This is a genomic window from Pseudomonas sp. GD04158 (assembly GCF_029834875.1).
Classification (GTDB): Bacteria; Pseudomonadota; Gammaproteobacteria; order Pseudomonadales; family Pseudomonadaceae; genus Aquipseudomonas; species Aquipseudomonas hydrolytica.
In genome coordinates, this window is the sequence record NZ_JAODYT010000100.1 from 1 (window position 1) to 11,320 (window position 11,320).

The 11,320-nt window shown below is 65.9% G+C and carries 12 protein-coding genes; 7 read left to right on the top strand and 5 right to left on the bottom strand.

The features are described 5' to 3' along the window. The 7 genes from N7333_RS22215 to N7333_RS22245 all read left to right on the top strand — a co-directional run. Positions 1-179: heme-binding protein (locus N7333_RS22215; RefSeq protein WP_279859397.1), on the top strand; the 179-nt coding region annotated here is incomplete at its 5' end. A gap of 118 nt (positions 180-297) precedes the next feature. Beyond that, positions 298-2,475, top strand: a complete 2,178-nt coding sequence (locus N7333_RS22220) for a malate synthase G (protein WP_129483276.1) — start codon at positions 298-300, stop codon at positions 2,473-2,475. A 302-nt stretch (positions 2,476-2,777) separates the two neighbouring features. Next, on the top strand, positions 2,778-4,478 hold the full coding sequence (locus N7333_RS22225; protein WP_129483275.1) for an L-lactate permease: 1,701 nt from the start codon (positions 2,778-2,780) through the stop codon (positions 4,476-4,478). A gap of 117 nt (positions 4,479-4,595) precedes the next feature. Next, positions 4,596-4,763 (top strand): rubredoxin, encoded by a 168-nt coding sequence (locus N7333_RS22230; RefSeq protein WP_003242223.1) that lies wholly within the window; start codon positions 4,596-4,598, stop codon positions 4,761-4,763. A gap of 278 nt (positions 4,764-5,041) precedes the next feature. Next, the gene (gene lafA, locus N7333_RS22235) at positions 5,042-5,941 is read left to right on the top strand and encodes a lateral flagellin LafA (protein WP_129483274.1); all 900 of its coding nucleotides are present in this window, start codon (positions 5,042-5,044) and stop codon (positions 5,939-5,941) included. 318 nt (positions 5,942-6,259) lie between these two features. Next, positions 6,260-7,093, top strand: coding sequence for a winged helix-turn-helix domain-containing protein (locus tag N7333_RS22240; RefSeq protein ID WP_011920503.1), 834 nt, complete (start codon positions 6,260-6,262; stop codon positions 7,091-7,093). Then, the gene (locus tag N7333_RS22245; protein ID WP_011920502.1) at positions 7,090-7,560 is read left to right on the top strand and encodes a hypothetical protein; all 471 of its coding nucleotides are present in this window, start codon (positions 7,090-7,092) and stop codon (positions 7,558-7,560) included. The genes N7333_RS22240 and N7333_RS22245 overlap by 4 nt, the downstream gene beginning before the upstream one ends. 84 nt (positions 7,561-7,644) lie before the next feature. Here N7333_RS22245 and N7333_RS22250 read toward each other — a convergent pair whose 3' ends face one another. The 5 genes from N7333_RS22250 to N7333_RS22270 all read right to left on the bottom strand — a co-directional run. Then, positions 7,645-8,586 carry a flagellar motor protein MotB gene (locus N7333_RS22250; protein WP_011920501.1) on the bottom strand — a complete coding sequence of 314 codons (942 nt, stop codon included), beginning with the start codon at positions 8,584-8,586 and terminating at the stop codon, positions 7,645-7,647. Continuing rightward, a complete protein-coding gene (gene motA, locus N7333_RS22255; protein WP_011920500.1) occupies positions 8,583-9,455 on the bottom strand; it encodes a flagellar motor stator protein MotA in 873 nt (290 codons plus the stop codon). Before motA ends, N7333_RS22250 begins: the two co-directional genes overlap by 4 nt. A gap of 1 nt (position 9,456) precedes the next feature. Beyond that, positions 9,457-10,191 carry a FliA/WhiG family RNA polymerase sigma factor gene (locus N7333_RS22260; RefSeq protein ID WP_129483273.1) on the bottom strand — a complete coding sequence of 245 codons (735 nt, stop codon included), beginning with the start codon at positions 10,189-10,191 and terminating at the stop codon, positions 9,457-9,459. 16 nt (positions 10,192-10,207) lie between these two features. Beyond that, entirely contained in the window at positions 10,208-10,684 is a 477-nt protein-coding gene (locus tag N7333_RS22265) for a flagellar basal body-associated FliL family protein (protein ID WP_129483272.1), read from the bottom strand. Positions 10,685-10,711: 27 nt separating this feature from the next. Further along, a partial coding sequence (locus N7333_RS22270; RefSeq protein ID WP_279859396.1) for a flagellar hook-length control protein FliK occupies positions 10,712-11,320 on the bottom strand: 609 nt, incomplete at its 5' end.

The window sequence follows — 11,320 nt, forward strand, 5'->3', positions numbered from 1 at the left end:
GCTACGAGGACATGGTCAACGGCGGCCGCACCGCCTTCGTCAGCGCGCCGCTGCTGACCTCGCTGGAGGGCGGCGTGCCGCTGCTGGTGGACGGCCAGGTGATCGGCGCGGTGGGCGTGTCCGGGGTCAAGGCCGAACAGGACGCGCAGGTGGCCAGGGCGGGGATCGCAGTGCTGTAAGCAGCACGCAGCGTTTTCGCCCTCTCCCGCTTGCAGGAGAGGGGCGAGGGGACTGATCGAGGCAAGACGACATTCATAGGCATCCCAGGCAAGCGGATGCAGACAGGAGAACAGCAAAATGACCGAACGCGTGCAATGTCAGCGCCTGCAGGTAGCCGCCGAGCTCAAGCAGTTCATCGAAAGCGAGGTGCTGCCCGGCAGCGGCGTCGAGGCGGCGGCCTTCTGGAGCGGTTTCGATGCGTTGGTACATGACCTGGCGCCGCGCAATCGCGCCCTGCTGGCCGAGCGCGAACGCCTGCAGGCCGAACTCGATGCCTGGCATCGCGCCCATCCCGGCCCGATCACCGACATGAGCGCCTACCGCGCCTTCCTCGAATCCATCGGCTACCTGCTGCCGCAGCCGGAGAAGGTCAAGGTCAGCACTGCCAATGTCGACAGCGAGATCGCCAGCCAGGCCGGCCCGCAACTGGTGGTGCCGGTGATGAACGCACGTTACGCACTGAACGCCGCCAACGCGCGCTGGGGCTCGCTGTACGACGCCCTGTACGGCACCGATGCGATCAGCGAAGAGGGTGGCGCCAGCAAGGGGCCGGGCTACAACGAAGTGCGCGGCGCCAAGGTGATCGCCTTCGCCCGCGCCTTTCTCGACCAGGCCGCGCCGCTGGCCCAGGGCTCGCACGCCGACGCCAGCGCCTATGCCGTGGTCGCCGGCCAGCTGCAGGTAACCCTCAGCAGCGGCGCGCAGACTTCCCTGGCGCAGCCGGAGAAGTTCGTCGGTTTCCAGGGCGAGGCCGCCGCGCCCAGCGCCGTGCTGCTGAAGAACAACGGCCTGCACGTCGAGATCCAGATCGACCCGGCCAGCCCCATCGGCCGCACCGACGCCGCCGGCGTGAAGGACCTGCTGATGGAAGCGGCGCTGTCCACCATCATGGACTGCGAAGACTCGGTGGCGGCCGTCGATGCCGCCGACAAGGTGCTGGTCTACCGCAACTGGCTGGGCCTGATGAAGGGTGACCTGGCCGAGGAGCTGGACAAGGGCGGCAAGCGCATCACCCGGCGTCTCAACGCCGATCGCGTCTACACCGCCGCCGACGGCAGCGAACTGACTCTGCACGGCCGCTCGCTGCTGTTCGTGCGCAACGTCGGCCACCTGATGAGCAACCCGGCGATTCTCGATGGCGAAGGCTTCGAGATTCCGGAAGGCATTATGGATGCGGTGGTCACCAGCCTGATCGCCCTGCACGACCTCAAGCGCCGCGGCAACTCGCGCACCGGCAGCGTCTATATCGTCAAACCGAAGATGCACGGGCCGTTCGAAGTGGCCTTCGCCAACGAGCTGTTCGGTCGCGTCGAACAGCTGCTGGGCATGCCGGCCAATACCCTGAAGATGGGCATCATGGACGAGGAGCGGCGCACCAGCGTCAACCTCAAGGCCTGCATCGAGGCCGCCAGCGCGCGGGTGGCCTTTATCAACACCGGCTTTCTCGACCGCACCGGCGACGAGATGCACACGGCCATGGAAGCCGGCGCCATGCTGCGCAAGGGCGACATGAAATCCAGCGCCTGGATCGCCGCCTACGAGCGCAACAACGTGCTGGTCGGTCTGGCCTGCGGGCTGCGCGGCAAGGCGCAGATCGGCAAGGGCATGTGGGCCATGCCGGATCTGATGGCGGCCATGCTCGAGCAGAAGGTCGGCCATCCGAAAGCCGGCGCCAATACCGCCTGGGTGCCGTCGCCCACCGCCGCCGTACTGCATGCCCTGCACTACCACCAGGTGGATGTGCAGGCGGTGCAGGGCGAGCTGGAGCGGATCGACCTGGCCAGCCAGCGCGACAGCCTGCTGGGTGACCTGCTCAGCGTACCGGTCAGCGCCGAACGGCCGTGGAGCGCCAGCGATATCCAGCAGGAGCTGGACAACAACTGCCAGGGCATCCTCGGTTACGTGGTGCGCTGGGTCGAGCAGGGCGTCGGCTGCTCCAAGGTGCCGGACATTCACAACGTCGGCCTGATGGAAGACCGCGCCACCCTGCGCATCTCGGCTCAGCACATCGCCAACTGGCTGCACCACGGTGTGGTCAGCGAGGCCCAGGTGCGCGGGACGCTGCAGCGCATGGCGCAGGTGGTGGACGGGCAGAACGCCGGCGATCCGGCCTACCGGCCGATGGCGCCGAACTTCGAGCAATCCCACGCCTTCCGCGCCGCCTGCGACCTGGTGTTCAAGGGTCGCGAGCAGCCGTCCGGTTACACCGAGCCGCTGCTGCATGCCTGGCGGCTGCGCTTCAAAGAGGAGGTTTGAGCATCTCAGCGAAGCTGTAGGAGCGGCGCCCCGCCGCGAAGGTGGAGAAAAGCTTCGCCCCGGGGCGGGGCTCCTACACAAGGGGGTTAACAACCGTGGATGGCTCTTGACGCCTCCACGGAGCAGTAGCAAGCCCTGACGGTTCCGGCCGTCGGGGCTTTCGAGCATGAGCGCGGTGGTGGGCGATCCCTGCCGCCGCGGCTCGCGGGAGGGGCGGTGCCGTGGCGCCCGGCCCTTCCAGATGCGTGGCGCCGGGTAGCCCCGGAAAACTGTGGTTCACAAGAAAAAGAAGGAACCAACCCATGAGTCAAACGCTGCTGTCCATCCTGGCCTTCGTGCCGCTGGTGCTGGCGGGGGTACTGCTGATCGGCTTTCGCTGGCCGGCCAAGTACGCGATGCCGCTGGTGTTCGTCCTCACCGCCCTGATCGGCCTGCTGGCCTGGGACATGTCCCTCAACCGGGTCATCGCCTCCAGTCTGCAGGGGCTGATCCTCACCGCCTCGATCCTGTGGATCATCTTCGGCGCCATCCTGCTGCTCAACACCCTCAAGCATTCCGGTGGCATCGCGGCGATTCGCCGGGGCTTCTCCAACATCAGCCCTGATCGCCGCGTGCAGGCGCTGATCGTCGCCTGGCTGTTCGGCTGCTTCATCGAGGGCGCCTCCGGTTTCGGCACCCCGGCCGCCGTGGCCGCGCCGCTGCTGGTAGCCCTGGGCTTCCCGGCCCTGGCCGCGGTGGTACTGGGCATGATGGTGCAGTCCACCCCGGTGTCCTTCGGGGCGGTGGGTACGCCGATCCTGGTGGGCGTCGGCGCCGGCCTGGACAGAACCGGCATCACCGAACAACTGGTGGCCACCGGCAGCACCTGGGAAACCTTCTTCCACCTGATCTATTCGCGGGTGGCCATCACCCACGGCCTGATCGGCCTGCTGATGCCGCTGATCATGGTGATGATCATGACGCGCTTCTTCGGCCGCAATCAGAGCTGGAAGGAAGGCCTGGCAGTGGCGCCCTTCGCCATCTTCACCGCCTTCGCCTTCTCCCTGCCGTACATGGCCGCCGGCGTGTTCCTCGGCCCGGAGTTCCCCTCGATGATCGGCGCCCTGGTCGGCCTGGCCATCGTGGTGCCGGCGGCCAAGGCCGGCTTCCTGCTGCCGAAGGAAACCTGGGACTTCGCCGATCCCAAGGACTGGCCGTCCGACTGGATGGGCAAGATCGAGATGAAGCTGGACGAGGTCGCCGGCAAGACGCCGATCTCGGTGCCCATGGCCTGGGCGCCCTACCTGCTGCTGGCGGTGTTTCTGGTCATCTCGCGGACCTTCCCGCAAGTGAAAGCGGCGCTGATGAGCCTGAGCTTCGGCTGGAAGGACATCCTCGGCGAGACCGGCGTGTCCGGCACCATCGAGCCGCTGTACCTGCCGGGGGGCATCCTGTGCATGGTGGTGCTGGTGACCTTCTTCCTGCATCGCATGCGTCTGTCCGAGCTCAAGGCGGCAGTGGGCGAGTCGAGCAAGACCCTGCTCGGCGCCGGCTTCGTGCTGATCTTCACCATTCCCATGGTGCGCATCCTGATCAACTCGGGGGTCAACGGCGCCGAACTGGTGTCGATGCCGGTGGCCATGGCGCAACTGGTGGCCGATAGCGTCGGCGGCATCTACCCGTTCTTCGCCCCGGCCGTGGGCGGCCTCGGCGCCTTCATCGCCGGCTCCAACACGGTGTCCAACCTGATGCTGTCGCAGTTCCAGTTCAACGCGGCGCAGCTGCTTGGCGTGTCCGGGGCGATGATGGTGGCGCTGCAGTCGGTCGGCGCGGCGGCGGGCAACATGATCGCCATCCACAACGTGGTGGCGGCCTCGGCGACCGTCGGTCTGCTCGGGCGCGAGGGCATCACCCTGCGCAAGACCATCCTGCCGACGCTCTACTACCTGGCCATGGCCGGCGCCATCGCCCTGTTCGCCATGTACGTGATGGGGATCGGCGATCCGCTGCTGGCCAGCCGATAGGGGACGCGCGACCCGACTTTGGTTGGCCCCTGGCGGGCGGCGTTTGCCGTCCGCCAGCTTGGCGCATCCGTGCAATTGCGGTAGCGTGCCGGCACCGTGAGTTTCACCGAGGTCGATATGAAGAAGTGGCAATGCGTGGTCTGTGGACTGATTTACGACGAGAGCCAGGGTTGGCCGGATGACGGCATCGCCCCCGGCACCCGCTGGGAAGACGTGCCGGAAGACTGGCTGTGCCCCGATTGCGGCGTCGGCAAGATGGATTTCGAGATGATCGAGATCGGCTGATCAGGCCTGGTATTCGAATAAACGGCGACCCGAGGGTCGCCGTTTTTGTTTGCGCGACGTCCCGTAGGGTGCGCCACGCGCACCACGAGTCGCCAACACAACAGCCGGTGCGCACAGCGCACCCTACGCAGGACAGCCCGTACCAGCGAGGCAGGCGCACAGGTGCAGAAAAAATCGCCAACGTCATTTAAGCAGCGCCAAAAGCCGGTCGCCCTTCACTTACAGCAGGCAATCACAGCCAGCTTCACTCAAGCGCTCACGCACGAAGGAATACTCAAATGGCTCTGTCGATTCATACCAACTACTCCTCGCTGATCACCCAGACCAACCTGTCCAAGACCAACAACGCCCTGGGCACCAACCAGCAGCGTCTGGGCACCGGTTTCCGCATCAACTCCGCTGCCGACGACGCCGCCGGCCTGCAGATCGCCACCCGCCTCAACGCCCAGTCGCGTGGTATGGACGTCGCCATCCGCAACACCAGCGACTCCATCTCCCTGCTGCAGACCGCCGAAGGCGCGCTGACCGAGATGACCGACATCGTCCAGCGCATGAAGGACCTGGCCACCCAGGCCGCCAACGCCACCGCCAGCGAGAAGGACCGCGACGCCCTGCAGGCCGAGTACGACCAGCTGGGTCAGGAGCTGGGCAACATCGTCAAGAACACCAAGTACGCCGGCGAAGGCCTGTTCAGTGACGGCACCGCCACCGACGGTACCGGTGGCAAGTTCGGCGCCGCCATGGACTTCCAGATCGGCGCCAGCGCCGCCGAGACCCTGACCCTGGACGTGAGCACCTCCCTGGGTGACCTGGCCACCGCTCTGGACGGCCTGTCCGCCCAGTTCGCCACTCCGGACAGCACCACTCCGGGCACCGAGATCGCCGGCGCCGACACCACTGCCGCCAACGGCATGATCGACACCCTGAGCGACGCCCTGGACTCCATCGGCTCCCTGCGCGCCCAGTTCGGTGCCAACATCAACCGCCTGAACCACACCGCCAACAACCTGAGCAACATGAAGGACAACACCGACATGGCCAAGGGTCGCATCATGGATGCCGACTTCGCCAAGGAAAGCGCCAACATGAGCAAGAACTCCATGCTGCTGCAGTCGGGCATCTCCATGCTCAAGCAAGCCGGCCAGATGCCGGGCATGGTCATGTCCCTGCTGGGCTGATCCCGCGTCATCCGGGCGCAACGGACTGCGCCACCCCTCCAGACGCCCCGCACCCGCGGGGCGTCGTCGTTTCCCGCCCCGCCAGCCGTTGCTATCGGCTGTCATCTCGCGCCGGCAAGATGGCCAAGGTGCGGCGAATCCATCGCTTTCCGCTACACAATGGCTAGTATTTAGCCATCGCCAGTGTGAATCGGACGCCGTCCAGGCCAGGCCGCCGCTGGCACAAGACTTGCCAATTGCAATTTCCTGACGCCAGAATGCCGACCGTTTATCGCCCCAGGATTTGCTCTGGCAAATGCCGCTCGTCTCAAGGACTGCATGAACTCCAGCCCCGAAACAACGGCCGCCGAGCCGGAAAGCAGCATCGCCTGCCTGATCATCAAGACCGGGCGCAACGACTGCTACGCGCACTTCTATCCAGCGCTGTACCAGTTGACCCTGGTTCGCAGTGGCATCGAGGAGAAGATCGACCTCGGCTACTCCGGCAGCCGTCTGCTCGAGCGGCTGGTCCGGGAACCCGGCGAGGTGGTTGCGCGCGAGGAGCTGATGAGCCATGCCTGGGCCGACCGGGTGGTGGGCCAGGGCAGCCTCAACCAGCAGATCTACACCCTGCGCCAGATACTGGGTGACGAAAAGAGTCGCGAAATCATCCAGACCCTGCCGCGCCGCGGCTACCTGCTCAACCCCAGCTACCTGGTCTATCCGCCGAGCATCGACGACATCGGCGCGGTTCAGGAGGCCGACGCCCCCGGCACGCCGCCAAACTTCCTGCATCGGCACAGCCGCCGTCGCACCTCCTGGCTGGTGCTGCTGAGTGCGCTGGGCCTGATGGCCGTGGGGCTGTTCGTCGCGCTCTACCAGTTCAGCCTGCCCGCCCGCCTGCACAGCAGCGAGCTGAATCTGGGCCAGATCAGTCTGCTCTACGTGGATCAGGACGCGCAGCGTCTGCAGCAACTGATCCTGCAGACCCACGGGCTGGCCAGCCGCCTGTCCGAGCTGAGCGCGGCACCGGCCGAGCTGATCATCGGCAACAGCGGCGGCTTCTTCGAAGTGCTGTGCATGCAGCCGGGCGGCGGTGCCCGTTCGCTGATGTTCCATGAGAGCCAGCTGGCTCATCTCGCCGACGATCAACTGAACCGGTGCCTGCCATGAGCCAGTATCCGCAACGCGGCCTGAGCCGCCGCTGGCTGCTGGCGGCCCTGGCCAGCAGCCTGGGTCTGCTGCTGGGCATTCTTAGCCTGTGGCTGAACTTCAAATCCAGTGCCGAGCTCGACGGCCGCTACCACTCCACCGGTCAGGTGCAGCTGAGCAATGGCCAGGTACTCGACCTGAGCCACAATCTGCAGGTGCAGGACGGACGCTTCTACGCCATGACCCGTCAGGGCGACAGCATCCTCGAGACCTCGGGCGAGGTGGAGTACGGTTTCCTCGGCAACTACCGCCTGCGCGTCGAGGACGGCAAGCTGACCGGCCTGTCCAGCGAGGCCGACGACGAGCTGGTGTTCAATCTGCTGTACGGCCGACACAAGGGCTCGACCATCCGCCTGGTGACCTTCCGCAATTGCCTCTACGGCGTGGAAACCCGCCAGGTCTACTGCCCGACGCGGATCCGTCAGTAGGGAGCTCCGGACCGAGGACGCCCGGTGCGCACGGCGCCCCCTACGGCCGCCGTCTCGTAGGGCGCGCCGTGCGCACCAATTTCCCTACGATCCCGGCGCGTTGAACTGCGCGCCGCCTTCGCGATAGTCCACCCGCACCTGGGCATCGCCGAACAGCTCGCGGTACAGGCCTTCGGCCTGGCTGGTCAGCAGCAGCAGTTCGATGCGGCGGTTGGCGCCGTTCTGCGGATCGCTCGGCAACAGCGGCATGCCATCGGCCTGGGCGGTCACCTGGAGCACGGCGGAGGTGGGCAGGCCGGCCTCGACCAGCACGTTGCGCGCGCGCAGGGCACGGTCGCCGGACAGATTCCAGTTGTTGTAGCCGCCAACCACACCGCGATAGGGCGTGGAATCGGTGTGCCCGCTGATGATCAGGTGGTTGTCCACCTTGGCCAGAATGCCGGCCAGGCGCTGCAGCAGTTTCTCGAAGTGCGGATCCAGACGCGCGCTGCCACGACTGAACATGAAGCGCTGGGCGTCGTCCTTGATCAGGATGCGCAGACCCTGCGGTACCACCTGCACCTCGATATTGGCTTCGGCGTCCAGCTGCAGCGCCAGCTGCTCCAGCAACTCGGCGAGTTCCTGCATCTGGCCCGGTTCGGCGTAGTGAGGGCGGCGCGGCTCACCCGGCTGGCCTTCGCCGAGGGTGGCACCGGGATCCTCCTGCGGCGTACGCGCCTGGTTGTCGCGGTCCTTGCGCGGGCTGACCTGCACCGGTACGCCATCGAGATCCAGCGGCGTGCGGCTGCTGCCGTCGAAGATGCCGGCACCGCCCTCGACCAGGGGATTGGTCAGCTGGTCGGCATCGGCGCGGCTCTGCTGCTGGTTCTGCGGCTGGATGATCCACAGCACCATGAACAACGCCATCATGGCCATGGTGAAATCGGCGAAGGCCACTTTCCAGGCACCGCCATGCTCGTCGTGGCCGCCCTTCTTGCTGCGCCGCTTGACGATGATCTCGTGTTCTTCGCCGCCACGCTTTCTCATGCCGCGTCCCTTTCATCCTCGTAGCGGTTGACCCAGGTCTCCAGCTGCTTGAATGCGGGTTTGACGTCCTGCTCGATCAGCTTGCGCCCGGCATCCACCGCCAGCAGCGTGGGCTTGCCGGCAACGTGGGCGACCAGGGTGGTGCGCACGCATTCGAGCGCCGACAGCTCGGTCTTGATGCGCTGGCTCATGGCGTTGGACAGCGGCTCCATCACGCAGTAGCACATGAAGATGCCGAGGAAGGTGCCGACCAGCGCGGCCGCCACGTGGGCGCCGATCTCGGCCACCGAACCGCCGATGTTGCCCATGGTGATGATGATGCCCATGATCGCCGCGAGGATGCCGAAGCCCGGCATGGCCTCACCGATCTTGTGCAGCGAGCGCGACGGCTGCAGCAGGATGTGCTCCATGGCTTCGAGCTCCTGCTCGAGAAAGCCTTCCAGTTCGTGAGCGCTGATCTTGCCCATGGCCATCAGCCGGAAGTTGTCGGCGATGAAGGCCATCAGGTTCTTCTCCTGACGGATCAGCGGGTACTTGGCGAACAGCTCGCTCTGCTCCGGCTCCTCGATATGCGCGTCGAGCACCTTGAGGCCGCCGACCTCGACCATTTCCAGCAGCTCGTAGAGCAGCATCAGCAACTGGCGCTGGAACTCCTCGCCACGCCGCTTGTAGACGAATACGCCCTTGATCTGCTGGCACATCTCCACCAGCACTTCCTTGGGGTTGCCCACCACCAGCGCGCCGAGACCGGCGCCGACGATGATCACCACCTCGGCCGGCTGCCAGAGCATGGCCAGCTCGCCGTGGGCCATGACGTAGCCCCCCAGCACGCAGCCGACGATGATCAATGCACCTAGTAACTTCTGCACCCTAGCCTCTCTCGTTCAGGTAGCGGCTGGCCTTGGCGATCGCCTGCTTGCTCAGCTGACAGACGCGCGCGTCGCTCAGCTCCAGCACCAGGGCGATTTCCTTGAGGCTCAGCTCGTGTTGATAGTAAAGGGTCAGCACCAGCCGCTCGCGCTCGCTGAGCTGGCTCAGCGCCTGGGTCAGCAGGCGCTCCTTGAGCACCCGCTCCTCCAATGCGCTGGCACCGCAGACGAAGCCCTCATGGCCGCTCTGCAGCAGCTCGTCGAGGCTTTCGATGGCCTCGCAGGCGTCGGCCTGGAGAAACTCCTGATAGGTCTTGGCGTCGATGCCAGCGGCGGCGAGGATTTCCTCCTCCTGCGGCACGCGACCAAGCTGGCGGGCCAGCTGGCGGATGGCGTCGCGAATCCTGTGGGTCTGCTGACGCACCTGGCGCGGTCGCCAGTCCTGGCGGCGCAACTCGTCGAGAATCGCGCCACGGATGCGCAGCGCAGCGAAGCGACCGAACTGTTCGTCCGGCGTGCCGTAGCGACGCAGGCATTCGAGCAGACCCATCAGGCCGATCTGCTCCATGTCCTCGCGATCGAGCACCTGGTTGGCCTGCAACGCCAGCTGGCTGACGATGCGCTTGACCAGCGGCAGGTATTGCAGCAGCCACTTCTGCTCGGCCCCGGGGGCGAACAGCGCGGCTCCGCCCTGTTCGGCGGCGTAGCGGTAGTCGATGGCGCAGGTGGCGTTCATGGCTAGGCTCTGCTCTTTACTGGACGATCAGCTTGCTGACCAGCACGTTGGCGAACGGCATCGCCAGTTTCTTGCTGGCGAAGTCATCGAACAGTGCCCGCTCCAGGGCACTCTGCAACTCGGGGATGGGCATGCCGCGCAGCTTCTCGAAGCTCATCGCGGACAGGTGTGCCACCACCGAGTTGCGCACCATCGGGTCGATCTGTTCGAGCTTCTTCGGGTCGGTCTCCAGGTCGGCCTGCAGCACCAGGTCCAGCACGAAATAGTGCTCGCGGCTCTCGCCCTGCAGGCTGACGATGACCTTCTCGATGGGGAAGAAGCGGTATTCGCTCTTGGCTTCCTCGGCTTCGCTGCCGGCGCTGCCGATGGAAATGCCGAGCACCGCCTGGCCGGTTTGCATGGACTTGAGCGTGGCGTAGTTGAAGATGGTGCCGCCAACCACCACCAGGGTGTTGAAGATAACCAGCAGCAGGAGGACGCGCGGCATTGTCATGACTACTCTCGATTCACTAACGGGAAATTAAACGGTGACCAGCACATCGCTGGTCGATTGCGCGCCATTGCGCTCGCCGCTGGCGGGTAGCGCGACGGCAGCGGCCACCTCATCCTCGACGAGCCAGCGCTGCGCTTGCGCCTGTTGCTGCTGACGACCGCCCTGAGCATCGGCGGAGACCTGCACGTTGACCTGCACGAAGTTCTGCCCGACCAGCTCCTGACGCAGACGCTCGCTGGTCTGCTGCAGCAGCCTGGCCACCTCGCCATTGGCCGCAGAAAGCTGCACGTTGAGACGGCCGGACTCATGGCTGAGGAAAATTTCCAGACTGCCCAGCTCCGGCGGATCGAGGCGGATGGTGGCGTTCTGGATACGCTGGTTGATCTGCAGCTCGACCTGCTCGCGCAGGCTGTGCAGCATTTGCTCGCCCCACTGTGCCTGCGCTACCGGCAGCTTGAGGCTGCGCTCGGCCGTCAGGGGCTGCGCGCCGGCCTGGGTGGCGGGTGCGCCGCCGGCTGCGGGTTTGTCGCTTTCCACGGTGCCCGGCAGGCGCTCCAGCACCTCGGGCGCCTCGTCAGTCAGGGCAAGCGGCGACGGCAGCTGGCCGGTGCCCTCCGCCGCGAGCGGCAGTGTCAT

Coding starts and splice junctions, on each gene's coding strand:
- N7333_RS22220 (WP_129483276.1), top strand. CDS start 298: ATGACCGAACGCGTGCAATGTCAGCGCCTGCAGGTAGCCGCCGAGCTC.
- N7333_RS22225 (WP_129483275.1), top strand. CDS start 2,778: ATGAGTCAAACGCTGCTGTCCATCCTGGCCTTCGTGCCGCTGGTGCTG.
- N7333_RS22230 (WP_003242223.1), top strand. CDS start 4,596: ATGAAGAAGTGGCAATGCGTGGTCTGTGGACTGATTTACGACGAGAGC.
- lafA (WP_129483274.1), top strand. CDS start 5,042: ATGGCTCTGTCGATTCATACCAACTACTCCTCGCTGATCACCCAGACC.
- N7333_RS22240 (WP_011920503.1), top strand. CDS start 6,260: ATGAACTCCAGCCCCGAAACAACGGCCGCCGAGCCGGAAAGCAGCATC.
- N7333_RS22245 (WP_011920502.1), top strand. CDS start 7,090: ATGAGCCAGTATCCGCAACGCGGCCTGAGCCGCCGCTGGCTGCTGGCG.
- N7333_RS22250 (WP_011920501.1), bottom strand. CDS start 8,586: ATGAGAAAGCGTGGCGGCGAAGAACACGAGATCATCGTCAAGCGGCGC.
- N7333_RS22260 (WP_129483273.1), bottom strand. CDS start 10,191: ATGAACGCCACCTGCGCCATCGACTACCGCTACGCCGCCGAACAGGGC.
- N7333_RS22265 (WP_129483272.1), bottom strand. CDS start 10,684: ATGACAATGCCGCGCGTCCTCCTGCTGCTGGTTATCTTCAACACCCTG.